Origin of the sequence: Opitutus terrae PB90-1 (genome assembly GCF_000019965.1) — a bacterium.
Taxonomy (GTDB): Bacteria; Verrucomicrobiota; Verrucomicrobiia; order Opitutales; family Opitutaceae; genus Opitutus; species Opitutus terrae.
Genome location: NC_010571.1, coordinates 5,004,636 through 5,028,371, shown reverse-complemented (window position 1 = coordinate 5,028,371; position 23,736 = coordinate 5,004,636). Strand labels below are relative to the sequence as shown.

The following is a 23,736-nucleotide window of genomic DNA, read 5'->3' as shown; positions in this document are numbered from 1 at the left end:
TTAGATGATGCGCTCGGGCACGTAGACGATGTCGCCCGGCTCCAGCAGGAGATCGGACGCGTCGGTATCGTTGCCTTTCTTGCCGCGAATGACGCTGTCGACGTTGACGGTGAAGGTCTGTTTCCGGCCATCGGGCGTGATGCGCGTCACGACGACGGCGCTGCCCTTGGCGATATCGGTGAGTCCGCCGGCCTTGGTGACCAACTCGACGACGGAGAAGGTGGATTCGATCGGCAGCAGGAAACGGCCCGGGGCCTTGACCTGTCCCTGGATCGAGACCTCGCGCGGCGCGTAATCCTCGATGGCGATCGTCACCTGCGGATTGCGGAGATAACGGCCGTCGCGGTAGGCCTGCTCAATGGCGCGCTGCGCCTCACTGGCCGTGAGGCCGGCGACCTTCACATCGCCCGCGAGCTTCAACTTCACGTTGCCCTGCGCATCGATCCGCACGATGTCGGCGAGATCTTCCTCCTGAAAAACGGAAATCCGAATCCGATCGGTGATGGTGAGCCGGTAAACGAAGCCGGGTTTGTCGGTCGTCCCCGCGGCCGGTGTGTCGGCGGCGGCAGCGGCGGCGCCGGCTGTTAGAACGACGAGCAGGCCGGCGAGCAGCAGGCGGGCGAGGTGGGTAAAGGTGGGGGGCATGGGGCGGTCAATACGACGCGATCAGAGAGAAGCCGAGGTGGTGTCGATCGTAATCAGCCGAGGCCAGGGTCGAATAGTTGATGGAGTAATCGTAAGCGAACGTCGTGCGGATCCGCGTGGTGAGGGCCACGCCAATGCTCGCATCGAACTGCAGCAGTTCATCGTGTCGGCCATCGCCGGCTAGGCCGAGGAAGTCACTCTGGGAATAGGTGAAGCCGGCGCTTCCAGCGTATTTGTTACTGATCGAAAATGACGCATGCAAGCCGGCGGTCGTACGATTGACCGAAATATCCGTCGCGGAGGTGGAGTAGTCGTCGTTGAACTCGAAATTGAACGACACCTTGCGCGACAAGAGCCAGCGGAGCGTCGTCCCCGATGTGAAGGAGCTGAACTTCTCGCGACCGTCGGCGCGGGCCTCGCGATCGCGTTGCTGCACGCCGATCCGGATCGTGCCGCTGAGCTTGGGCAGGATGCTGCCGGTCGCACCGAACGTGAACGACTGATCGTAGGACTTCGTCGCGCTCGAGCCGTCGCTGTAAACGAACGAGTAGCCGGCGTTGAGATCGAGCTTCGAGGAGTAGACGTAGTTGAGCGCGAGGCTGTCCTGATAGGTGCGCAGATTCGGAAAGACGCTGGTGCCGGTGTATGCTCGGGAAGAGCCGCGCACGCTGTTGGTGAAATAGTAGCGGTCGTTGACGGGATAGCGCAGATCGAGCCCCGCGGAATAGTTCCAGGATTGCGTGCGCTGGCCCACGTCGGGGTCGGGCTGGCTTTCGCGCCGGGCGTTCATCATCAGCGCGCCCGTGGTGCGGCCGTAGCGTTTGCGGAAAACGACGGCGAGACTGGGATCGTTGAAATTCTGTCCGCGGGTGTTTTCAAACCGGCCGGAGGTGGCGGAAAGATTGGCGGTGACCCCGATCAGGCCGGCTTGCCGCGCGTAGTCGATCGAGAGCGAAGCGGTCTGCGTCGTGGACTCCTTGCCCGAGGCCCGGGTGAACACATTGGAATCGTAGCCGATCGTGTAGGTGCCGCTGACGAAGATCAGATCCTTGCCTTGATTCAGATTGAACAAAGCGTGCGCCGACGGGAGCGCGAGCATCCCTACGGCGAGAATCCAGAGGCATCGGCGGAAGGTCATCGGGTCGGGTGGCGGGGCGGCTAGAATCCCGCGGTGCTCGGGCTCGCGGTGGTCTCGACGGGAATGGTGCGCGGAATCGTTGGCGCCGGTCGCACGGTCGTGCCGCCGTCGGACGTCGACTCCGTGTAGAATTGCACCGTGGTCTGCGCCGTTTGCGCTGCCTCGAGATCGGACGTGAGTTCGGCGACCTGTTCCGGATCAAATTGCGTGATGATGATTGAGGTCGCGGCATTCAGCTCGGTTCTGGTCGGGTCCTCCACCGCGGACGCCAAGCCGGAGGCTTCGCCGAGGGCCGCGCCGGCAAGCATCGGTGACTCGGCCAGCTGCAACCCGGCGACGAGCGAATTCGCCGCCGCGGTGCTGTGCTGGAAGGCGACGGCCGATTCCTGGGTGATGCCGATGATTTCCGCGACGATCTGGCCCGTGAGATCGACCGATCGGGTCACGCTCGCCTGTAACAGATCAGCGGTTACGCCCAACACGTCGGCGACACCCGCGGCCACTTCGGCGGCACGGTCCGGTACGATCTGTCCGGCCGTACCCGCGACGAGCCCGGCGATTTCGGCCATCGCGCCGCTGCTCACGTTGGGATAAGCTTCGACGAGGAACCGCATGACGGCGGTCGCGACCGGTTGGGCCTGGGGCGGAACGACCGCGATGATGGAGCCGGCGAGCAAGGCCGACATGCGCGCGAGGGTCTGCGGCGTCGCCTCGGTGAGTTCCTGCGTCAGCGCTTGCATCATCGCGCGGGCGACTTGAATCGCCTGGCCCGGCGCGGCGCGGGTGACCGTGGCGGCGATCAGTGCGGCCTGCCGGGCGGTGGTGTCAGAGGTGCGAGCGGCGCCGTTTTGCAGCACGGCCTGCAGCGCCGCCGCGGCAATGGGCCCGGCTTGATTGACGGTCGAGCTGGTGACCGCTGCGGCGACGGTCGCGGCCGTCTGGAGACTGGAAGCGGACACGCCGCTCGCGGGATCGGGCTGGGCCACCGCTCCGATGACGCTCAAGGTGATCTGCGCCGCTTGGGCGGGAGCGGCCTTCGCCGCGGCCGCCGCGATTGCCGCAGCCTGGCTCGGAAATGCTCGGGCGGCGGCGGCGGCGAGCGCGGGCGCGCGACCGGGAACCGCCGCGGTAATAGCGTGGATGACGGCGCCGACCGATGGGCCGGCCTGGGTGACCATCGGCGAGGAAGGCGCCGCGATGGCGTTCAACGCTTCCGTGACGAAGCGTTCCGCCTGGTCAGGCAGCGCCGCGGCGGCACTCGCCGTGATCTTGGTGAGGAGATTGAGCGAGGAACCGGCGGGCAGGCTGCCGACGTTGTTGCGCGTGAGGCTGACCGCGGTCGAAAACGCGTCTTCGATCACCGTGCGGAAAGCCGGATCGCCCGCCACCGCCTGGGCGAGGGGCACCGGTGGCTGCGGATCACGGCCGGGGCCCGTCACGACGACGTTGCCCGCGGAGATCTGGTAATGCGTGCCGGACGTGGTCGTGAACGACACGGTGTCGGCGGTCGCGGCGAGCGAGAAGCCGCCGTGCGCCAGCGAAGCGGCAAACGCCGTGCCGTGCGCCTCGGCGAGGCCTTGGGGCGTGCGCACCTGGTATTCGTTGGTGAAACGACGCGCGGGATCGATCATCGATACCACGCCGCCGGCTCGCAGCGCCAGCGTCACGGAGCGTTTGGCTGCGGGAGCGGTCGGGACGGAAAGCCGCTCGATTTGCACGACGGAATTTGGCTGCACCGTCGCAATCGCGCCGACGAACGGCTGCAGGTGCACTTCGGAAGCGTCGCCGGTGATCACGATGCTGTTTTCCGCGAGCAAGGCCCCCGCTGTCAGGGCGGTTTCCTGCGATGAGTCGGCCGCGCGGGTGGAGGCGGTGCCGGAAAGGCTGAGCACGACGGCCTGCGGCGCGGTCGGAGCCGGTGCGGCAGGGGCTGGAGCCGCGGTCTTGGCGGCGGGCGCGGCGTTAGGTGCCGCTGCGGGCGCAGCGGGATTGCTGACGTCGACACTCGCCGGCGCGTCGGGGTCGGACGCGTTGATCGTCGGCTTCACGAAGGCTTCCTGGCCGGTGACGAGCCGCTTGCCCACGGCGACGAAGTTGCCGCGCGTGTCGCGCGGATTGACCGTCGCGTTGCCGGCGATCATGGCGACGTGCGTCTGCTTGTCCGACGCTTCGATGAGGATCTTCTCGCCGCGGACCATCACGGACGCGTGCGGCGTCTGATAGTTCATCACCGTGGCGCTGAGCAGCCGTGGCGTACTGATGATCACGCGGCCGTTCGTAAGCTTCGCCATCGTGGTCGAGTTCGACGGCTCCACGCGGAGGTTGTTGTTGGGCGCGAAAAACTCCTGTTCGAACCGTTCAATTCGCAGCGTTGTGCTCTCATCGGTGTAGACGCCGGTCCCATTCGAAAAGACGAGCACCACGTTGGATTTTGGGGCGGTGGTGATGACCGCGCCGCGCGCCAGGATCGCGTCCCCCTTTTTCAGCTCGAGGATCCGGCCGTCGCTCACGCACGTGGCCGTGCCGTTCACACTGGTGACCACGAACTTCCCCAAGATGTTGTTCTGGCGACCAAGCGCGGCAAAGCCGACCGACTGGGCGCTGAGCAGCAGCCCCAGGAAGCAGAACAGCGGTGGGAGTTTCATGGCGTAGGTTGGGTTCTGATCGGGCCCGCTACTAGGGTGTAATACCTAGAATCGAGCGATCTGAACGCAACCTAATTATCGACCACGATATTGAGTATTTTACCGGGGACGTAAACGACTCGCTTCACGGTCCTTCCAGTGACGAATGGCGCCACCTTCTCGTGGGCCGTCGCCGCGGCCACCGCGTCGGCTTGCGAAAGCCCGACGGGCACGAGCGCGTCGCCGCGGTGTTTGCCATTTACTTGGAAGACCAGCTTCACCTGTCCGGTGGCCAACTTGCTGGCATCGTATTTGGGCCAGGGCGCGGCTTGGATCGACGGACTTTCGCCCAGCCGCTGCCAGAGTTCCTCCGCCAGATGAGGCGCGAAGGGCGCCAGCAGCTGCAGGAACGAGAGCATGGTGGAGCGGCTGACCTGCGGCGACTTCTGCAGCGCGTTCGCGCAGATCATCATCTGGGAAATCGCGGTGTTGAAGCGCAACGCCTCGATGTCCTCGCCGACCTTTTTGATCGTTTCGTGGAGCACCTTGATGACTTCGGCCGGCTCGGCGGCTTGCGCGGAAATCTTCGGGTTCACCTTGCCGTCGGGGCCGATGCATTCGCGCCAGACTTTTTGCAGGAAACGGTGCACGCCCTCGATCTGCTGCATGCTCCACGGCTTCATCGCTTCAAGCGGGCCGAGGAACATCAGATACAATCGCAACGTGTCCGTCCCATGCGACGCGATGATCGTGTCCGGATTCACGACGTTCCCGCGGCTCTTGGACATCTTCTCGCCGTCCTCGCCGAGGATGATGCCCTGGTGAAACAGCCGCGTGAACGGTTCGGATTGCGGCACGACCCCGAGATCGAAGAGCACCTTGTGCCAGAATCGCGCGTACAGCAGGTGCAGCACCGCGTGTTCGGCGCCGCCGACGTAAAGATCCGGCACGCCCCAGTAGCGCAATGCCTCGGGCGAAGCGATGGCGTCCGGGTTCTTCGGATCGAGAAAACGCAGATAATACCAGCACGAGCCCGCCCACTGCGGCATCGTGTTCGTCTCGCGGCGCGCGCGAATCCAAGTGTCGCCCGCCGGCCGCGGCTGCGACGCCGGCACTGCCGCGCCGTTCGTGTAGTCGAGCCAGATTTCCAACCAGTCGGTGACGTTGGCCAGCGGGCTTTCGCCGTTGCCGCTGGGTAGATACGACTGCACGTCTGGCAGCTCGAGCGGCAGCGCAGCGGCGGGCAAGGGCAGTGCGTAATGCGTCACGCCATTGCTGGTGAACGTCACGGGGTTCGGCGGCACGTCGGCGGGCCGCGCGGCTGCGGCGCGCCGGTAATCGGCTTCGTCGACCCACGCGACCGGGAACGGCTCGCCCCAATAACGCTGGCGCGAGAACAACCAGTCGCGCAGCTTGTAGTTCACCGTCGCCTGGCCAACGCCGCGTTGCGCGAGCTCGGCGGTGATCCGTTTCTTGGCCTCCTCCCAGCGCAGTCCGTCGTAAGGACCCGAGTTGACGAGGTGGCCGTCGCCGGTGAACGGCAGCCGGTCCCCGCCATCGTCGTTGGCGATCACGCGCGTGATCGGCAGGTCATACTGCTGCGCGAATTCGTAGTCGCGTTCGTCATGCGCCGGCACGGCCATGATGGCGCCGGTGCCGTAGCCCATGAGCACGTAGTCGGCGATCCAGATCGGCACGCGCTCGCCGTTGATGGGATTGATCGCGTAGCTACCGCTGAAGACGCCCGACTTGCCCTTGGCGAGGTCGGTGCGCTCGAGATCGCTCTTCGCCGCGGCCTTTTTCTTGTAGGCCTCCACGGCTGCGCGGTGATCCGGCGTCGTAAGCCGGGCAACCAGCGGATGCTCCGGGGCGACGACCATGTAAGTGCAGCCGAAGAGCGTGTCGGGCCGCGTGGTGAACACCTTCAGCTGGCCAAGCGACTTGTGCTCCAATTCGAACAAAAGCTCCGCACCCTCGCTCCGGCCGATCCACGCCTCCTGCATCCGCTTCGTCGATTCGGGCCAGTTGACGGTCTTCAGGTCGGCGAGCAGCCGCTCGGCGTAGGCGGTGATGCGCAGCACCCATTGGCGCAGGTTGCGCCGCTCGACGGGAAAACCGCCGACTTCGCTCTTGCCGTCGACGACCTCCTCGTTGGCGAGCACGGTCCGCAGTTCGGGGCACCACCAGACGGGGCGTTCGTCGACATAGGCCAGACCGCGCTTGAAGAGCTGCAGGAAAATCCACTGCGTCCAGCGAAAATACTTCGGGTCGGTCGTGTCGATTTCACGTTCCCAGTCGTAGGAGAATCCGAGCGCTTTGATCTGCCGGCGGAAGTTGGTGATGTTGTTCTGCGTGTTCGTCGCCGGATGCGTGCCGGTTTTGACCGCGTGTTGCTCCGCCGGCAGTCCGAACGCGTCCCAGCCGATCGGGTGGAGGACGTTGAAGCCCTGCGCGCGTTTGGCGCGGGCGAGAATGTCGGTCGCCGTGTAGCCTTCGGGGTGGCCGATGTGCAGCCCCGCGCCGGAGGGATACGGAAACATGTCGAGCACGTAGAATTTGGGCTTCGACGAGCCGTTTTCCGCCCGGAACGAGCGATGTTGTTCCCAGAAAGATTGCCAGTGCGGCTCGATCTCTTGGAAGTTGTAATCTGTGCTGCTGGTAGCCATTCGCGTGAACTCGCCACTGTGAAACCTTTCTCCGCCCGGTCAATCTTCGCGCTCGCCACGCTCCTGATGTGGTTCGGTGTGCTGCCGTTGAGTCGCGCGGCGGTGAGCCGCGGCTTCGAGCGGCTGCTCGACGCGGTGGTGCGGATCGATGTGCGCGAGCTGGCGTTCGAAGCCGGCGCGGGGCGGTTCGCCGCGAGCGTCGGGTCCGGGGTGATCCTCTCGTCCGACGGGCTGGTGCTCACGAATGCGCACGTGGCGAGCCCGCGCGCCGTCGAGCTGATCGTGACGCTGGCGAGCCTCGAGCGCGTCAACGCCACGCTGGTCGGCTGGGATCACTGGACGGACCTCGCATTGTTGCGGGTCGATCTGGCGGAGGTGAAACGGCGCGGGCTGACGTTCACGCACGCGGAGTTCGGCGACAGCAGCAAGCTGCCCATCGGCGAAACCGTTTATGCGGTTGGCACGCCGTTCGGGCTGACGCGCACGGCGACGCGCGGAATCATTTCCAACAACAACCGCTACTTCGAGGATCCGCGCGGCGTGAACGGCTACGAGACCGGCACGTTCAACACGTGGCTGCAGACGGACGCGGCGATCAATCCCGGCAACTCCGGCGGCCCGCTGGTGACGTCCGATGGTCGCGTCGTCGGGATCAACTCGCGAGGCTACGCGGGCGCGGACAATATGGGCTTTGCGATTCCGGCCGCCATCGCGAAGGAAGTGATGGCCGGGCTGGTGCGCCACGGCGCGATTGTGCGCAGCTACATCGGGATCGTGCCGCGCGACCTGCGGGATTTCGAAGGATTCTACGCGCTTTCGCTGAACACCGGGCTGTTGATCAACAACGTCGATCGCGACTCGCCCGCGGCGCGCGCCGGGATCCGTGGCGGCGATATTTTGTTGGCGGTTAACGGTACGAAGGTCGACGGCCGTTTTCCCGAGCAGCTGCCACCGATCCAGCACCTGATTGCGAGCCATCCGGTGGGTTCGACGCTGCGGCTCACGATCAAGCGCGGCGCCGAAACGCGCGACTACGAAGTCGTCACCGAGCAGCTCGAAAGCCGGGTGGGCGAGGAGAGCGTGTTCGAACGATGGGGGCTAAGTGTGCGGAAGGTGTCGCGCACCTACGCACGGGAGAATCAGCTGGCGAGCGCCGCCGGTGTGCTGGTGATCGGCGTGCAGCCGGGGTTCCCCGCCGCGGTTGCAGGACTCAGCCGCGGAGACATCATCACGGCGGTGAATCAACAGCCCGTGGACACGCTCGAAACCCTGAAACGCGCGCACACCAGCTACGCGGCGCAGCCGGAGCCGGTGCTCGTGGAAATCATGCGTGACCGACAGGTGTCGCTCTGTGTTTTCAAGCCATGACGATTTTCAGCCGTACCCGTCGCGCCCTGAGCGTCCGCAAAACGCGCCCGTCTCCGACCAGCGCGCAAAGCCATCGTTCGTCTGTGAAAAAAGTCGCGGGACTGCTGCTGTGGTTCGTCGCCGTCGCCCCTTTCCTCCGCGCCGCGGATCTGCCGGCGTTGTGGGCCGAGCGCGTGAGGTGCGTGGTCGCCGTCGAATACTACGTCGAGACCGAGATTGAGCGCCGACCGAGCGTGGCGTATGGCACCGTGATTGACGACCAGGGCACGATCATCCTGCCCTCGGTCGCAGTGAGTCCGCGCACCACGCCCGCACAGCTCAAGGAATTCAAAGTCTACCGTCCCGGAAATCCTGAGCCGGCGCCAGGCGAGTATCTGGGCCAGGACGCGCTGACTGGCTGGCACTTCGTGCGCGCGGCGTCGGCGGTGCGGGGCGACCTCGTGCCCATCACACGGTTCGCCGCGGCGGGCGCGAAAGCGCCCGCGATCGCCGAAGAAGTCTGGGGCATCGGACTGCGCGGCAAGGACGAGGATTTCCTGCCGTATCTGCTTACGAGCCGGATCGCGCTCGTGCAGGCCTTGCCGCAGCGCACTGCCATTGCGCAGCAGGAAGTCGCCGGCCCCGGCTTGCCGGCGTTCAATCGCAACGGTGATTTTGTCGGGCTGGCGGCGAGCTCGTTTGGACAAAACTACGTGCAGTTCTCGCGCGACGATCGCGGCGGACTGCCGGTGATCCTGGTCAACGTCGAGGAGAGCGGCGCGCTTTTGGTTGCGGCCGAGGTGCTGCCGTATCTGCAGCGGATTCCGCAGAATGTTTTCGGCCGTCCGCTCGCGTGGCTTGGAGCCTACGGGCTCGAGCCGGTCGATCCGGAGGTCGCCAGCTTTCTCAAACTTGGCGCGCAGTCGGCGCTGGTGATCAGCGAAGTGCTCGAGGGCAGCCCGGCCGAGATCGGCGGGCTCAAGGATCGCGACATCCTGCTGGCGATCGACGGGCAGCCATTGCCGCGGTTCAAGCCCGACCGCGTGGTCGTCGGCTACGTCGGACGCGAGATCCAGCGGCGCCGGCCGGGCGATGCGATCACGTTCACCGTGCTCCGTGGCGGCGCGCGCGTGGACGCGCGGATCGTACTTGGCGAGCAACCCAAGCTCTTCAGCGAGGCGGAACGGAAATACTTCGATCGGCTCGGGCTCACGATCCGCGAGTTCGTTTACGACGACGCCGTGGCGCGGCGCGCCCGCACGAGCGATGCGGCCGGCGTGATCGCGCATTTCGTGAAGCCGAACGGTCCGGCGGCGGTCGCCGGCCTGCGGACCGATGATTGGATCAAGGAGATCGACGGCACCGAAGTGAAGACCTTCGCGGCCGCCGCCACGCAACTCGGCACGATCGAGGCGGATCGCTTTCGCACCGAATGCGTGCTGCTCGTCAGCCGCGGCGGCGAGACCGCGGTGCTGCGCGTGAAGCTTTGAATTTATGTTCACTGGAATCGTTGAGGAAACCGGCAAGGTGGTCGGCTTCACGCCCGAGCGGGAAGCCTGGCGGCTGCAGATCGAAGCGCGCGCGGCGCTGGGCGGCGTCGCCTTGGGCGACAGCATCGCGGTGAACGGATGCTGTCTCACGGTCGCCGGAGTCGCCGGCTCCGTGCTGCAGTTCGACGTGCTCGAGGAAACCCGTCGGCTGACGAATTTCGCGATGCTCGCGCCCGGCGCGCCGGTGAATCTGGAGCGCAGCCTGCGGTTCGACGGCAAGGTCGGCGGACATTTCGTCACCGGTCACATCGACGGACTCGGCGTGATCGAACTGCTCGAGCCGCGCGGGAAGGACCACTACCTGAAGGTGCGGGCGCCGGACGACTGCGCGCACTACCTGGTGCACAAGGGTAGCATCGCGATCGACGGCATCTCGCTCACCGTGGCGGCGGTGGACGGACCGGTTTTTGACGTATGGCTGATCCCGACGACAATGACGGTTACCAACCTCGGCGCGCGCAAAGCCGGCGAGGCGGTGAATTTGGAATTCGATTTACTCGGCAAATACGTAGAAAAGCTTCTGGCCGCGCGATCCTTGTGACCTGAACCCATGCACCACGCACTCACGGCGCTCACTGACGAACTGCGGCGACTCAAAGCCGCAGGCGTGAAGACGGTCGTCGTGTCCGACGACAGCGTAGCCGCATTGCGCCGCGCGGTGGCGAAGCGTGGGCATGGGACGCCAGCCAAGACCGTTGCCGAGCGCGTTGAGCCCAGCCCGGGGTCGCCCTCCATCGCTGAAGCTACGGAGGGCAGGCCGACCCTTGCCACACCCGAGCCGGATCGCGGTACGGTCACCCCGCCTGTGGGGGATCGCGCGCCGGCTGAAACTGAGGCACCCGTGGCAAGAGCGGCCACGATTCCCGCGCCGAAACCCTTCACGCTGCCGGAGGGCGACAAGGCCGCGCGGTTTGCGGCGTTGCGGGAGCACGTGCTGGCGGATGCGGTGTGTTGCGCCCACGTCCGGCCCGGCAAAAAGGTGGTGCTGGGCGTGGGGAGCCTCGAGGCGAAGATCATGTTCGTCGGGGAAGCCCCGGGCGCGGAAGAGGAAATTCAGGGTGAACCTTTTGTCGGTCCCGCAGGACAATTGCTGACCAAAATGATTGGCGCAATGGGACTACGACGTGACGAGGTTTACATCGGCAACATCATGAACTGGCGGCCGGAGATGCCGGTCAGCGCGAGCGGCGTGCAGTACGGCAACCGTCCGCCGAATGGCGAGGAGATGAATTACTGCCTGCCGTATTTACGCGCGCAGATCGAGATCGTGAATCCGGAGGTACTCGTGGCGCTGGGCTCGACCGCGGCGCAGGGCTTGCTCGGTATCGGATCGTTCAAGGCGCTCGGCGAAGTGCGGGGGCGCTGGCACACGTTTGCCGACAAGCCGCTCATGGTAACCTACCATCCCAGCTACATCCTCCGCAATCAGTCGAACCGCTCGAAGCGGATGATCTGGGAGGATCTGTTGAAGGTGATGGAACGCGCCGGACTGCCGATTGCAGAAAAACAACGCGGATATTTTTTGGACAAATGAACACCCACACTCTTTCGGCCGCGCTGGTGACGAATCGTGCCCCGCTCAACTTTCGCCGCGCCGGCGCGTGGTTGCTCGGCGTGCTGCTGCTGGGCGCGGCGTGGAACCGCGCGCCGGCGGCGGACGAACCGTTCGATTTCGAGACCCTTCGCTACCGGGCGAGGATGCTGGCCGCGAAACCCTACGTGGCGCCCGCGAGCCGTGTGCCCGAGTGGCTGCTGAAGCTGAGCTACGACGAGCACCGGCGCATCCGGTTTGATCCGGCTCATTCCTGGTGGCGCCGGGAGCGGCTGCCGTTCGAGCTGCAGTTCTTCCACCCGGGTTTCATCATCAAGAACACCGTGCAGATCTCGGAGATCCGCCGCGGCGAGCCGACGCTGATCAAGTTCGACCCCGAGCTGTTCATCTATGACCGGCTGGAGCGCGGCGAAATCCCGGGCACGATGGGCTTCGCAGGCTTCAAGATTCTTTATCCGATGAACAAGCCGGGCGACGAACTCGGCGCGTTCCAAGGCGCGAGCTATTTCCGGCTGCTGTGCCAGAAAGCGATCTACGGACTCTCCGCGCGCGGGCTGGCGCTGAACACCGCGGAGCCGGGCGGCGAAGAGTTTCCGACGTTCACCGACTTCTGGATCGAGCGGCCGGAGCCGCACGCGAAGAGCATCACGCTCTACGCGCTGCTCGACAGCCCGAGTGTCGCCGGCGCCTACCGGTTCGTGATCACGCCGGGCGCGGATACCGTGGCGCACGTAAAGGCGGCGTTGTTTTTCCGCAAACAGGTGACGACCGTTGGGCTCGCGCCACTCACCAGCATGTTCTGGCACGGCGAGAACACGAACACCCAGACGGATGATTTCCGCCCGGAGGTGCACGACTCCGACGGGCTGATGCTGTTCACCGGCGCGGGCGAATGGCTCTGGCGGCCGGTGACGAATCCGACCGCGGTGCGCGTGGCGGCGTTCAGCGACGAGCGTCCGCGCGGGTTCGGGCTGCTGCAGCGCGATCGGAATTTCGAAAACTACCAGGACCTCGAGGCGGCGTATCACAGCCGGCCGAGCGCATGGGTGGAGCCGATCGGCAATTGGGGCGCAGGCTCCGTGCGGTTGGTGGAAATTCCCACGCCCGACGAGACGAACGACAACATCGTCGCGTTCTGGACGCCGCGGGACGTGCCGCCGGTCGGCGAGCCGTTGGTGTATGAATACCGGCTGCACTGGTTCACCGAGCAGATTCACCCGCCCGCCGGCTACACGGTCTCGACACGGCACGGCCGGACGAAGACGCACGAGCCGGAACTCGAACGGTTCCATCTCGATTTCGCCGGACCGTATTTGAACAACCAGAGCGCGGATCCGGCGATCGAACCGGTCGTGACGGTCGGCGACGGCGCCAAGCTCGCGCATGCGACCGTGCAGAAGAACCCGTTCAACGGCACCTGGCGCGTGGCGTTTGCGATCCGGCCGGACGGTTCGGGCCGGCCGGTCGAGTTGCGGTGTTTTCTGCGCAAGTCGCCGCACGTGCTGACGGAAACCTGGAGTTATCTGTGGCAACCCTGACCCAGGCTCCGCCCGCCGCGGGCCGGCCGGCGGCGGCTCCGCGTCTCCCGGCATGAGCGACGCCGAGCCCATTTCGCTGCCAGGCGAATTCCGCCCCACCTCGGGCACGATGGAGGCGTGGAACGCGGCCTACGTGCGCGTCGAGGACTACCTGCGCGCGCACCGGCTGCAGAACCGGCTGCACGCGAGCCGGCTGATTTTGCGGGTGCTGGAACGCGCCGCGAAGCGGCATGCGGAGAATCCCCGGCTCGATCCGACCTCGCTGGCCGCCGAGGAGGTCGAGCAGGAAATGGACACGTGGTTTGCCGACATGCTCGACGAGCGCGACCAGCCGCACGATCGCATTGCGGTGGACGGACGCGTGGCACTGCTGTTGTGCGATGGCCCGCAGAAATGGCCGTATGCCTTTCTCGAGAAGGGCGTGAACGCGCCGGTGGAGTTCGCCGAGGCGATGCGCAAGGGCGCGCTGACCGCCGGCCCGGACATGGCGGTGTCGAGCATGGTGCCGCGGCCCATCGATCTCGGCCCGATTTCCGAGGCGGCAGGGGAAACGCTGGAACGGTTCGAACAATTGCCGCTGCTGCGAACGCTGTTCCTGTGGTTGCTTTTCGCCGGCGTGCTCGCGGTGATCTTCTATGCGACGCGTTGAACCTGTCGATTCCGCCCCGGCGCCTGCCGCTCCGGCGGAGACCTGAAGGGCCGTCGCGTTTTCCAGCACCATGCGCTCGGCTCCCCACGATCGAATGACCGCCGCCCGGCTCAACCGGCGGCGCTTCATGTTTTTCTCGAGCGTCTTCGGGCTCACCAGCGTGGCGACGTGGTTCATGGCCGACCTGCTGTGGCGGGGTGGGCTCACGGGCGTCGAGCTGACGCTGCTCGTGCTGTTCGTGATCCTGTTCGCGCAAATCGCGGTGGGCTTCTGCACCGCGCTGGCGGGATTTTACGTGATCAATCGCGGCGGCGACAGCCGGCGGATCACGGCGACGCTGGCGCGCGGCGAAGAGGGGCCGCTGGCGTCGACCGCGATCGTCATGCCTGTCTTCAACGAGGACGTGAGCCGGGTTTTTGAAGGGCTGCGGGTGGTCTTCCGTTCGGTGCAGGAGACGAAGAAGCTCGAGCACTTCGATTTTTTCATCCTCAGCGATTCCAACGAGCCGTCGCAATGGATCGTCGAGGAGGTGGCCTGGATCGAACTCTGCAAGCAGGTCGGCGGCTTCGGGAAGATTTTTTACCGGAAGCGCGTCAATCAGATCAACAAGAAGGCCGGCAACGTCGCGGACTTCCTGCGGCGCTGGGGGCGCAACTATCGCTACATGGTCGTGCTCGACGCCGATTCGATCATGACCGGGCGGGCGTTGGTGGAGCTGGTGGCGTTGATGGAAAAAAATCCGGGAGTCGGCATCATCCAGACGGCGCCGCGGATCGTGAATGGCGAGACGCTCTATGCGCGGGTGCAATCGTTCGCCAACCGCGTCTACAGCCCGCTGTTTCTGGCCGGGCTGAACTATTGGCAGCAGCACGAAGGCAACTACTGGGGCCACAACGCGATCATCCGGGTGCAGCCGTTCATGGAGCATTGTTCACTGCCGGATCTGCCCGGCAGCGAGCCGTTCGGCGGCCGCATCCTCTCGCACGATTTTGTCGAAGCGGCGTTGATGCGGCGGGCGGGTTGGGGCGTGTGGCTGGCGCACGACATCGAGGGTAGCTATGAAGAGGGGCCGCCCACGCTGATCGACAGCGCAAAGCGCGACCGGCGCTGGTCGCAGGGCAATATGCAGCACGCGTGGCTGCTGACGGCGCGCGGTTTCCGGCCGGCGAACCGGTTTCACCTTTTCATGGGCGTGATGGCGTATTTGTCGTCGCCGCTTTGGCTGCTGTTCATGCTGATCAGCTCGATCAACGTCTTCGATCTGGTGAGCAGCGGCGAGGCGCGCGAGCTGCGGCCACAGGACTACACGTCAATCTTCGGCTACGAACTCGAGGTGCCGGAGGCGCTCACGCTTTTCATCTTCACGATGCTGCTGCTGTTCCTGCCGAAGATCGTGAGCATCCTCGCGCTGCTCAGCCGGCGCGAGGAGGTCGAGAGCTACGGCGGCCGGGTGCGGTTCGTGATCAGCGCGCTGCTGGAAATGGCGAGCTCCGTGCTGCTGGCGCCGATCAACATGATGTTCAATTCCAAGTTCGTGCTGTTCACCCTGCTCGGACAGGGCGTGAGCTGGGTGCCGCAGAAGCGCGGCGCCGAGGACGACGGCACCGACTGGCGCGAGGCGATCATCACTCACGGCGGCCATACGCTGTTCGGACTGGTGTGGGGACTCTCGGCGTTGATCCTGCTGCCGGAATTTTTCTGGTGGCTCAGTCCGGTGCTGGCGGGCCTGGTGCTCTCGATCCCGCTCTCGATTTTGCTGAGCAAGGCGAGCTTCGGCCGGCGCGCGCGCGAGCTGGGCCTGTTCCTCGCGCCGGAGGAGACGCAGCCGGCCTACGAGCTCCGGCGGCTGCGGCAGAACCTCGCGGAGTGCTACCGGCACTTGCAGCCGATCGAACCGTTGCGCGCCGACTACGGCCTGATGCAGGCGGTGCTGGATCCCTACATCAATGCGATGCACGTGGCGTTGCTGCGGCAGCGACGCTCGAGCGAGGAGGCCCGGGAATGGTTTTCGCAGCTCCGCCGGCGGCTGTTGCACGAAGGCCCCCAGACCATCTCGACGAAGGAAAAAATGGCGCTGCTGCTCGATGCCGAATCGATGATCTGGCTCCATCGCGAGCTGTGGAGTTGTCCGGCTGGAGCGCTCGCAGAATGGTGGCGGCTGGCGATGCGCCAGTACAACGTGCTCACCACGACGCCGACGACCGCGTTGTATCGGTGAAGCGATTGCGGAGGGTTGTCATGGGGCGCCACGGGCATTGGGCGCCGCAGCGCCCTCGTCGCGCTGCTTGTCTACGACGCGACAGGGTGTCCCGTCTCCCTGAGTAACCTGAGCGGCGGCTCAGATCGCCGGCCCACCGAGTCCGGCTACATCCGGTGCCAAATCGCGTCAGCGCGCGGTCAGTGCGACCAGCGCTTCCCTGGCGCGGGCGAATTCCGCCTTGAGATTCGCGAGCAGTGGAGCCACGTGATCCAACCCTTCCTTGGCCGATTGATGCTCCAGCGTCTCGGCCACGCCGCGGACGAGCATCGCGCCGACGTTGGCGGAGCTGCCCTTGATGCTGTGGGCGGCGCGCGTGAATTTCGGTACCTCGCCGGCAGCCAGACTCTGCTCCAGCTCCGTGAGGCGGAGCGGGGTGTCTTCGAGATAGATGCCGACGATCTCGCGCAAGAATTCGTCGTTATCCCCGGGATTGAGTTCGCGAAGATTCTGGATCGACTGCTGGTCGATTACGGGGAGGTCGGCCATGGCGGGAGGATCTCCGTACGAACGGCACGCCGCAACAGAAATTCAGTCCGAAATCAGCCGCCGCTACGCCGACCACTCGAATGAGGTGTTGCGATCGATCTCCTCGATCGTCGTGAGGCCCAGCAGCACCTTCTTGAGCCCGTCGTAGCGCAAAGGCTTGTAGCCGACTTTCGCGGCCGCGCGGGTGATTTCCTGCGCGCTCTTGCCTTCTGCGATCAGGGTGCGGATCTCCTCCGTGATCAGCACCAGTTCGTGAAAAGCCACGCGGCCCTTGTAGCCGGTGCCGCGGCACGCGGTGCAGCCGCGCCCCCGGTAGAACGGCACGTCGGTGAGTCCTTCGTCGGCAAAATAGCGGCGCAGCACGTCGCGTGTCGGGTAATACGCTTCCTTGCAGTTGTCGCAGATCCGGGCGGCGAGTCGCTGCGCGAGCACGCCGATAACCGTGGGCGCGACCATGTAGGGCTCCACGCCGATCTCGATCAGCCGCACAATCGCTTGCGCCGCCGTGTTCGTGTGCAGTGTGGCAAAGACGATGTGGCCGGTGAGCGCGGCTTCGGTCGCGATCTTGGCCGTTTCCAAGTCGCGGATCTCGCCGATCAGGATCGCGTCCGGGTCCTGGCGCATCAACGCGCGCAGGATGGTGGCGAACTTGAGGTCGATGTGGGCGTTGACCTGCGTCTGCGTGACGCCCGGAAGCTGGATCTCGATGGGGTCCTCGATTGTGGAAATGTTGAGGTCGGGCGAGTTGATCTCGTGCAGCGCGGCGTAAAGCGTGGTCGTTTTGCCCGAGCCCGTCGGGCCCGTGACGAAGATGATCCCGTTCGGATTCTGGATGAGGCGCTTGAACGGCTGGAGGACGGTCTGGGAGATCATCATCTTGTCCAGCGTGAGCATCGATTTCTTGCCGGTCAGCGCGAGGATGCGGACGACCGCCTTCTCGCCGTAGGCGGAGGGAATCGTCGAGACGCGAAAGTTCGCGGACTGGCTGCCGATCGGCATCGAAAACCGGCCGTCCTGGGGAAAGCGCGACTCCGAAATGTTCAGGCCGCAGAGGATTTTCAGCCGGGAGACGACGGCGCGGTGCAGCTTGCGCGAATAGGTGAGGATCTCGCGCAGGTTGCCGTCGATGCGGAAGCGGATCCGGCTCTGCGTCTCCTGCGCCTCGATATGGATGTCCGTCGCGCGCTCGCGGAGCGCAAAGTAGATGATCTCGTCGAGGATCTGCGTCAGGGAGTTGTTTTCTGCCAGCGCCGCGAGCTTGTCGCCGACCAAGTCCGGCTTGTCGAACAAGCTCGAGCTCTCGAGCTCGTTCAGGCTTTCCTCGAGGTTTTTCTCCGTGCAGTAGTGGATCGAGATGGCGTCTTCGATTTCGCGGGGCAGAGCGAAGACCGGGCTGATCGGCATCTGCGCGATCTGGCCGAGCCGCTTGACCAGTTCGGTCTCGAGTGGCGTGGCCAGGGCCACGGTCAGGACGCCCTGCACCACATACAGGCCGATCGCGCGGGTCTTGCGCGCGATTTCCACCGGTATCCGCTCCACGGCTTCGTCCGTAATCACCGAGGCAAAAGGATCGACATAGGCCACGCCGAGCGAGTCGGCCCAGGATTTGCAGACATCCTCCTTCGGCAGGATCTTCTCGTCGATCAGCGCTTCCACGAGCTCGACGCCGACGCCGTGGCGTTCGACCAGCGCCGCGAGCTCCTGCGTGTAGTCGAAGTTCGGCCGGTTGCGAATGGCCGTGAGAAAGGTGCTACTTCTTGGGTTTGACACGGCGGGGAGGCGTCCGGCTCTTGAAGAGCTTTTTGATTTCGTTCTGGTCCAGTTTCTCCATGGAGAACGAGCCGCTGGAACGTTCGATGGCGAGCTCCTCGAGGAGCTGCGGCAGCGAATAGCGGACTTCGCCGATCACGGGTGGACCGCCGGAGGCGGGCGTCGCAGGGGGAGGATTCATCGAGATTATTCGAGCTCAAAATAGCTCTGGATCGTTTCGGTGAGCGCTTGGGCGATCTCTTCCTTGGGCGTGTCTTTGCGAATGTAGTTGGCCGCGCCGAGCGCGAGCGCCTCGTCGATGCTCTGACGGTTCACGATGGAGGTGAGCATGACGACCACGCATTCCGGATCGATGGCCTTCAACCGGCGGAGGGTCTCCAATCCGTCCACCAGGGGCATGCTGATGTCGAGCAGCACAAGATCGGGCTTGGACGCTTCAAATGCGGCCACCGCCTCCTCGCCATTGCTGGCTTCGACCAGATTGAGGGCGCCAATCTGTTTCAGGATCAGCGAAACATATTTCCGAATATGCGGCTCGTCGTCGACGAGCAGGATGACGCCTGCGAAGTTCATGCGGGGAGGGGAAGCGTGACGCGAAACTCACAGCCGCCCCCGGGGAGGTTGGCGGCCGTGATCGAACCGTGATGAGCCTCAGTGATCTTGCGGCAGATGGCGAGGCCCAACCCGGTGCTCTTCTCGCCGCCCGTCGGCTTCACCGACAGCCGGCCAAAATCCTTGAACAGCCGGTCGCGTTCGTTCTCCGGAATGCCCGGCCCCTGGTCCTTCACCCCGAAACTGCACTCGCGTCCGTCGCCATGCAGCACGACCGTGATCCGCGAACCGGGCGGCGAGTATTTCACCGCGTTGCTGAGCAGATTGTCCACGACCTGCTGCATCTTGGCCGGATCGAATGACGGATAGAGTGGCGAAGCCGGCGGCGTGATCTCGATGCGCGTATTCTTTTTGGCCGCGTCGATGTTCGCGAGGTAAACCGCCTTCTCGATCAGGTCGCCCAGGTTGTGTTGCGCCGGATCGATCTTCAGTTCGCCCGCCTCGATGGTGGCGACATCGAGGAGTTCGTTGACCATCGTCAGCATCGACTGGCTCGCGGCGTGAATCGTCTGCACCAGATCCAGCTGATCCGCGCTGAGCGGACCGACGACGCCGTCGCGCAGGAACTCCGCCAGCCCGCGGATCGAGGCCAGGGGATTGCGGAGGTCGTGCGCGGCCATGCCGAGGAATTTGTTTTTCGCGGCGTTGGCCTTGCTCAGCTGATCGACGAGACTCTTCTGCTGCTCGGTCAGAAGCTGGTTGCGCAGATGCGTTTGAATCCGCACCAACACCTCCTTCGCCTGGAAAGGCTTTGGCAGGTAATCGACGCCGCCGGCCGAGAAACCCTCGACGACGTCGTCCGATTCGTTCTTGGCCGTGATGAAGACGATCGGCGCGCAGGCGTCGCCATAAGTGTCCTTCAGCTTCCGGCACGTTTCGAAGCCGTTCAGCCCGGGCATCACGACGTCGAGCAGGACGAGATCGGGCCGGAACTCGGGATAGAGCTCCAGCGCGCGTTCGCCCGAGTCCGCGTCTGCCAGGGCGTAGCCTTGCGTCTTCAGGATGCCGCTGAGGATCCGGATGTTGAGGCGGTCGTCGTCGACGACGAGGATCTTGCGGTCCTTCAATTCGGGGGCTGGGAGAGGTTGCGACATTCGATCACCAAGTTATCGGCGGGCGGGATATGACATAAAGGTCGACGTGCCGAGTCAGGCAAGGACGCACTGCCCAGCCGCCGAATGGGCCTTCATGCATCAGAAGATTGGAATATAATGATATTCCCCTTGCCTGCCGGACGCCCGTTGGTTTCCTGCTCGGTCCCATATATGGCCAACACATTCGTCTTCTCCTCGGAGTCGGTGGGCGAGGGGCATCCCGACAAGGTCGCGGATCTGATCTCGGACAGCGTGCTCGACGCCTGCCTCGCGCAGGATCCGACGAGCCGCGTCGCGTGCGAAACGCTCGTGAAGAGCAACCACGTGGTGATCGCGGGCGAGATCACGACGAAGGCGAAGATCAACTATGACCAGGTCGTGCGCGACGCCGTGCGCGACATCGGTTATGTGAACGACGACGACGTGTTTCACGCCGACAAGATTTTCATCACGAACCTGATCACGCGGCAGTCGCCGGATATCGCGCAGGGCGTCGACGCCCGCGCCGCCGACGGCAAGGCCACCGCGGAGCAGGGCGCCGGCGACCAGGGCCTGATGTTCGGCTACGCCTGCAATGAAACGCCGGAGATGATGCCGACCGCGATCATGTTCGCCCACCGCCTCGGGCGGGAGCTGACGAAGCTGCGCAAATCCGGCGTCGTGTCGTGGCTCCGGCCGGACGCGAAATCGCAGGTCTCGGTGCGCTACGAGAACGACAAGCCCATCAAGGTGGAGAACGTGGTCATCTCCACGCAGCACACGCCCCACGTGCAGCACGGCGCCATTCGCGAGTTTCTGATCGAAAACGTGATCAAGCGCGTGATTCCCGCCGCCATGATGGACGCGCAGACGAGCTTCTACATCAACCCGACCGGCCGGTTCGTCGTGGGCGGGCCCGAAGGCGATTCGGGCCTGACCGGCCGAAAGATCATCGTGGACACCTACGGCGGCTGGGGCCGCCACGGTGGCGGCGCGTTTTCGGGCAAGGATCCTTCCAAGGTCGATCGCTCGGCCGCCTACATGTGCCGTTGGGTCGCCAAAAACATCGTGGCCTCCGGGCTCGCGGAGATCTGTGAGTTGCAGGTGGCCTACGCGATCGGCTACCCGGAGCCGGTGTCGATCTGGGTCGATGCGATGGGCACCGCGAAAGTGCCGGAGGAGAAAATCTCCGCGGCCGTCCGCAAGGTTTTCAGCTTCAAACCCGCCGCGATCGTCAAGCAACTCGATCTGCTCCGGCCGATCTACCGCGCGACGACCAACTACGGCCACTTCGGCAAGGACGAACTGCCGTGGGAAAAAACCAATCAGATCGAGGCGCTCCGCGCCGCGGTGAAATAACCGCGGTTTCGCGACCGCAACCTGCAACCCTGTCGAATTCCATGGCCACTGCCGCCGCCCCGCAATCCGCCACCTATCGCGTCAAAGATATTTCGCTCGCCGATTGGGGGCGGAAGGAAATCTCGATCGCCGAGCACGAGATGCCCGGCCTCATGGCCGTGCGCAAAAAATTCGGCCCGGTCAAACCGCTCGCGGGGGTGCGCATCACGGGCTCGCTGCACATGACGATCCAAACCGCCGTCTTGATCGAGACGCTGCGCGAGTTGGGCGCCGACGTGCGCTGGGCGTCGTGTAACATCTTCTCAACCCAGGACCACGCGGCCGCGGCGATCGCGAAGGCCGGCGTGCCGGTCTTTGCCTGGAAGGGCGAGACGCTCGAGGAGTATTGGGACATGACGCTCAACGCGATCTCGTTCCCCGGCGGCAAGGGCCCGCAACTGGTCGTCGACGACGGCGGCGATGTGACGCTGCTGATCCACAAGGGCTGCGAACTCGAGGAGGGGAGCGATTGGGCAAACACGGCCTCAGCCTCCCACGAAGAGCAGGTGATCAAGGATCTGCTCAAGCGCGTGCACGCGCAGGATCCGCTGTTTTGGACCAAGATGGCGAAGGAGTGGCGCGGCGTGTCGGAAGAAACCACGACGGGCGTCCACCGGCTTTATCAGATGCTGGAGAAGGGCAAGCTCCGCGTGCCGGCGATCAACGTCAACGACTCGGTCACGAAGTCGAAGTTCGACAATCTTTACGGTTGCCGCGAGTCGCTCGCCGACGGACTCAAGCGCGCGACCGACGTGATGATCGCGGGCAAGGTCGCGTGCGTCTGCGGCTACGGCGACGTCGGCAAAGGCTCGTCGCATTCACTGCGCGGATTCGGCGCTCGCGTGATCGTCACTGAAGTCGATCCGATCAACGCCCTGCAGGCGGCGATGGAGGGCTTCGAGGTCAACACCGTGGAGAGCACGCTTGGCGTCGCCGACCTCTACGTCACCACCACGGGCAATCGCGACATCATCACGCTGGAGCACATGCGGAAGATGAAGGACCAGGCGATTGTCTGTAACATCGGCCATTTCGACAACGAGATCCAGGTCGACCGGCTCAACGCGTCGGACGCAAAGCGGACCAACGTGAAGCCGCAATACGACCTGTACACGTTCCCCGGCGGTCCGAGCATTTATCTGCTCGCGGAAGGCCGGCTGGTGAACCTCGGTTGCGCGACCGGCCATCCCTCGTTCGTGATGTCGAACAGCTTCACGAACCAGACGCTCGCCCAGATCGATCTCTGGAAGAATCGCGACACCTACGCGATCGGCGTTTACCGACTGCCGAAGCACCTCGACGAGGAGGTGGCGCGGCTGCACCTCGAGAAGATCGGCGCGAAGCTGACGAAGCTCACCTCCGAGCAGGCGGCTTATCTCGGCGTGCCGGTTGAGGGACCCTACAAGCCGGATCACTACCGGTACTGAGCTGTTGCGCGCCGCGCGCAGGCCTCACGCGCGTCTGGGTTCGGAAATCCCTGCAAATCCGCCTTGCACTTTCGTGAGCCGGCGTTTGCCTCCCATGTCCTGATCCGGAGAGGTGGCTGAGTGGTCGATAGCGGCGCTTTGCTAAAGCGTTGTAGGGGTTTAAATCCCTACCGAGGGTTCGAATCCCTCCCTCTCCGCCATCCTTTGCCCGTGGGCTGCGGACAGCTCAGTTCTCGCCCTCGACCGGTCGGTCGAGTTCTTCGCGACACTCGTGCACGACGCGCAGCCAGATCTCGCGGAGATCGAAGAGCCGCGGGAGCGCCATCTCCCGATAGTTCTCGACCGCGCGATGGGTGAGGGCGGCGCCGTCGTTCAGCAGGGCCAGCGTGCTGTTGAGCGCGCACAGCGCCCGCTTGAACAGGCTGATCGCCATCGCGTAGTCACCGAAATCCAGCGCGTGAATCGCCTGCACCGCCTGATCTTCGCCGCGATGCAGCGACGACAACAGCGCGAGCGCCAGCGGCTGCGGCACCTTGTGCTGATTCGCCGCCGTCAGCTCCCATTGCCGGCGCAGGCCGAGATAGAGCGCGCGCGTGGAGATGAAAATCGGATTCTTGTGCAGCGTGTAGACGTCGTTCTCGCCCGCGAAATCGGAGTCGGACTCGTCCTCGCTGTCGGTGCTGGCGGTCGTTTCCGTGGACCGTTCCTCATTTTCGCCGGAGCTCCAGTTCATGAGCTCGGCCACGTCATCGATCCGATCGGAGCTGTTCTTGCAGGCTTCGTAGAAACCCAGATAACGCATCACCGCTTCATCCTGTTCGCGCAGATACCGCTCCCAATCAAACTCGTTCCACGCCAGGTCGCCGCGGTCTTCCCACTCGTTATCCTGCGTCCCGTCAGAATCAAAATTACTCATTCGCGTGGGGGGAACTGAGAACGCAGGGGACGCGAACGCAAATCAAAACCGGTCAAGCGAAAGTCAAAGGGCCGCCCATCAATCG

Annotated in this window: 19 protein-coding genes and 1 tRNA gene; 10 read left to right on the top strand and 10 right to left on the bottom strand. The window is 64.6% G+C overall.

Features of this window, described 5'->3' with window-relative positions; genetic code table 11:
• From OTER_RS19555 to leuS, 4 genes are all read right to left on the bottom strand, one after another.
• Nucleotides 1–645 (bottom strand): polysaccharide biosynthesis/export family protein, encoded by a 645-nt coding sequence (locus tag OTER_RS19555; RefSeq protein ID WP_012376674.1) that lies wholly within the window; start codon nt 643–645, stop codon nt 1–3.
• A gap of 7 nt (nt 646–652) precedes the next feature.
• Nucleotides 653–1,783, bottom strand: a complete 1,131-nt coding sequence (locus tag OTER_RS19550; protein ID WP_012376673.1) for a porin family protein — start codon at nt 1,781–1,783, stop codon at nt 653–655.
• A gap of 20 nt (nt 1,784–1,803) precedes the next feature.
• A complete protein-coding gene (locus OTER_RS24480; RefSeq protein ID WP_012376672.1) occupies nt 1,804–4,428 on the bottom strand; it encodes a FecR domain-containing protein in 2,625 nt (874 codons plus the stop codon).
• Between the two features lie 71 nt (nt 4,429–4,499).
• On the bottom strand, nt 4,500–7,073 hold the full coding sequence (leuS, locus tag OTER_RS19540) for a leucine--tRNA ligase (RefSeq protein ID WP_012376671.1): 2,574 nt from the start codon (nt 7,071–7,073) through the stop codon (nt 4,500–4,502).
• A gap of 18 nt (nt 7,074–7,091) precedes the next feature.
• Between leuS and OTER_RS19535 the strand changes: the two genes are divergently transcribed.
• The 7 genes from OTER_RS19535 (at nt 7,092) to mdoH (ending at nt 15,927) form a co-directional block, all read left to right on the top strand.
• Complete coding sequence (locus tag OTER_RS19535; RefSeq protein WP_237702393.1) at nt 7,092–8,441, top strand: trypsin-like peptidase domain-containing protein; 1,350 nt, start codon at nt 7,092–7,094, stop codon at nt 8,439–8,441.
• A gap of 83 nt (nt 8,442–8,524) precedes the next feature.
• Nucleotides 8,525–9,910, top strand: coding sequence for a PDZ domain-containing protein (locus tag OTER_RS19530; protein WP_044892728.1), 1,386 nt, complete (start codon nt 8,525–8,527; stop codon nt 9,908–9,910).
• A 4-nt stretch (nt 9,911–9,914) separates the two neighbouring features.
• Entirely contained in the window at nt 9,915–10,511 is a 597-nt protein-coding gene (locus OTER_RS19525) for a riboflavin synthase (RefSeq protein ID WP_012376668.1), read from the top strand.
• Nucleotides 10,512–10,520: 9 nt separating this feature from the next.
• Nucleotides 10,521–11,504: a uracil-DNA glycosylase gene (locus OTER_RS19520; RefSeq protein WP_012376667.1), complete on the top strand. Its 984-nt coding sequence runs from the start codon at nt 10,521–10,523 to the stop codon at nt 11,502–11,504.
• On the top strand, nt 11,501–13,060 hold the full coding sequence (locus OTER_RS19515; RefSeq protein WP_012376666.1) for an OpgD/OpgG family glucan biosynthesis protein: 1,560 nt from the start codon (nt 11,501–11,503) through the stop codon (nt 13,058–13,060). Before OTER_RS19520 ends, OTER_RS19515 begins: the two co-directional genes overlap by 4 nt.
• A gap of 52 nt (nt 13,061–13,112) precedes the next feature.
• On the top strand, nt 13,113–13,709 hold the full coding sequence (locus tag OTER_RS19510) for a hypothetical protein (RefSeq protein ID WP_012376665.1): 597 nt from the start codon (nt 13,113–13,115) through the stop codon (nt 13,707–13,709).
• Nucleotides 13,710–13,779: 70 nt separating this feature from the next.
• Complete coding sequence (gene mdoH / locus OTER_RS19505; RefSeq protein WP_012376664.1) at nt 13,780–15,927, top strand: glucans biosynthesis glucosyltransferase MdoH; 2,148 nt, start codon at nt 13,780–13,782, stop codon at nt 15,925–15,927.
• Nucleotides 15,928–16,095: 168 nt separating this feature from the next.
• Here mdoH and OTER_RS19500 read toward each other — a convergent pair whose 3' ends face one another.
• From OTER_RS19500 to OTER_RS19480, 5 genes are all read right to left on the bottom strand, one after another.
• Nucleotides 16,096–16,455, bottom strand: coding sequence for an Hpt domain-containing protein (locus OTER_RS19500; protein WP_012376663.1), 360 nt, complete (start codon nt 16,453–16,455; stop codon nt 16,096–16,098).
• 63 nt (nt 16,456–16,518) lie between these two features.
• A complete protein-coding gene (locus tag OTER_RS19495; protein WP_012376662.1) occupies nt 16,519–18,225 on the bottom strand; it encodes a GspE/PulE family protein in 1,707 nt (568 codons plus the stop codon).
• A complete protein-coding gene (locus OTER_RS19490) occupies nt 18,206–18,406 on the bottom strand; it encodes a hypothetical protein (protein ID WP_012376661.1) in 201 nt (66 codons plus the stop codon). The genes OTER_RS19495 and OTER_RS19490 overlap by 20 nt, the downstream gene beginning before the upstream one ends.
• A gap of 5 nt (nt 18,407–18,411) precedes the next feature.
• The gene (locus tag OTER_RS19485; protein WP_012376660.1) at nt 18,412–18,798 is read right to left on the bottom strand and encodes a response regulator transcription factor; all 387 of its coding nucleotides are present in this window, start codon (nt 18,796–18,798) and stop codon (nt 18,412–18,414) included.
• The gene (locus tag OTER_RS19480; RefSeq protein ID WP_012376659.1) at nt 18,795–19,931 is read right to left on the bottom strand and encodes a hybrid sensor histidine kinase/response regulator; all 1,137 of its coding nucleotides are present in this window, start codon (nt 19,929–19,931) and stop codon (nt 18,795–18,797) included. Before OTER_RS19480 ends, OTER_RS19485 begins: the two co-directional genes overlap by 4 nt.
• Nucleotides 19,932–20,102: 171 nt before the next feature.
• On the opposite strand from OTER_RS19480, the gene metK reads away from it, so the two are divergent.
• The 3 genes from metK to OTER_RS19465 all read left to right on the top strand — a co-directional run bounded on the left by metK (nt 20,103) and on the right by OTER_RS19465 (nt 22,935).
• Nucleotides 20,103–21,269: a methionine adenosyltransferase gene (gene metK, locus OTER_RS19475; protein ID WP_012376658.1), complete on the top strand. Its 1,167-nt coding sequence runs from the start codon at nt 20,103–20,105 to the stop codon at nt 21,267–21,269.
• A gap of 41 nt (nt 21,270–21,310) precedes the next feature.
• Nucleotides 21,311–22,735 carry an adenosylhomocysteinase gene (gene ahcY / locus OTER_RS19470; protein WP_012376657.1) on the top strand — a complete coding sequence of 475 codons (1,425 nt, stop codon included), beginning with the start codon at nt 21,311–21,313 and terminating at the stop codon, nt 22,733–22,735.
• A 106-nt stretch (nt 22,736–22,841) separates the two neighbouring features.
• A tRNA-Ser gene (locus tag OTER_RS19465) sits at nt 22,842–22,935 on the top strand.
• A 26-nt stretch (nt 22,936–22,961) separates the two neighbouring features.
• Here OTER_RS19465 and OTER_RS19460 read toward each other — a convergent pair.
• Nucleotides 22,962–23,651: a hypothetical protein gene (locus OTER_RS19460; RefSeq protein ID WP_012376656.1), complete on the bottom strand. Its 690-nt coding sequence runs from the start codon at nt 23,649–23,651 to the stop codon at nt 22,962–22,964.
• Between the last annotated feature and the right edge of the window lie 85 nt (nt 23,652–23,736).

Coding starts and splice junctions, on each gene's coding strand:
- OTER_RS19515 (WP_012376666.1), top strand. CDS start 11,501: ATGAACACCCACACTCTTTCGGCCGCGCTGGTGACGAATCGTGCCCCG.
- OTER_RS19555 (WP_012376674.1), bottom strand. CDS start 645: ATGCCCCCCACCTTTACCCACCTCGCCCGCCTGCTGCTCGCCGGCCTG.
- OTER_RS19520 (WP_012376667.1), top strand. CDS start 10,521: ATGCACCACGCACTCACGGCGCTCACTGACGAACTGCGGCGACTCAAA.
- OTER_RS19480 (WP_012376659.1), bottom strand. CDS start 19,931: ATGTCGCAACCTCTCCCAGCCCCCGAATTGAAGGACCGCAAGATCCTC.
- OTER_RS19510 (WP_012376665.1), top strand. CDS start 13,113: ATGAGCGACGCCGAGCCCATTTCGCTGCCAGGCGAATTCCGCCCCACC.
- OTER_RS19525 (WP_012376668.1), top strand. CDS start 9,915: ATGTTCACTGGAATCGTTGAGGAAACCGGCAAGGTGGTCGGCTTCACG.
- ahcY (WP_012376657.1), top strand. CDS start 21,311: ATGGCCACTGCCGCCGCCCCGCAATCCGCCACCTATCGCGTCAAAGAT.
- OTER_RS24480 (WP_012376672.1), bottom strand. CDS start 4,428: ATGAAACTCCCACCGCTGTTCTGCTTCCTGGGGCTGCTGCTCAGCGCC.
- metK (WP_012376658.1), top strand. CDS start 20,103: ATGGCCAACACATTCGTCTTCTCCTCGGAGTCGGTGGGCGAGGGGCAT.
- OTER_RS19460 (WP_012376656.1), bottom strand. CDS start 23,651: ATGAGTAATTTTGATTCTGACGGGACGCAGGATAACGAGTGGGAAGAC.
- OTER_RS19485 (WP_012376660.1), bottom strand. CDS start 18,798: ATGAACTTCGCAGGCGTCATCCTGCTCGTCGACGACGAGCCGCATATT.
- OTER_RS19500 (WP_012376663.1), bottom strand. CDS start 16,455: ATGGCCGACCTCCCCGTAATCGACCAGCAGTCGATCCAGAATCTTCGC.
- OTER_RS19550 (WP_012376673.1), bottom strand. CDS start 1,783: ATGACCTTCCGCCGATGCCTCTGGATTCTCGCCGTAGGGATGCTCGCG.
- leuS (WP_012376671.1), bottom strand. CDS start 7,073: ATGGCTACCAGCAGCACAGATTACAACTTCCAAGAGATCGAGCCGCAC.
- OTER_RS19490 (WP_012376661.1), bottom strand. CDS start 18,406: ATGAATCCTCCCCCTGCGACGCCCGCCTCCGGCGGTCCACCCGTGATC.
- mdoH (WP_012376664.1), top strand. CDS start 13,780: ATGCGCTCGGCTCCCCACGATCGAATGACCGCCGCCCGGCTCAACCGG.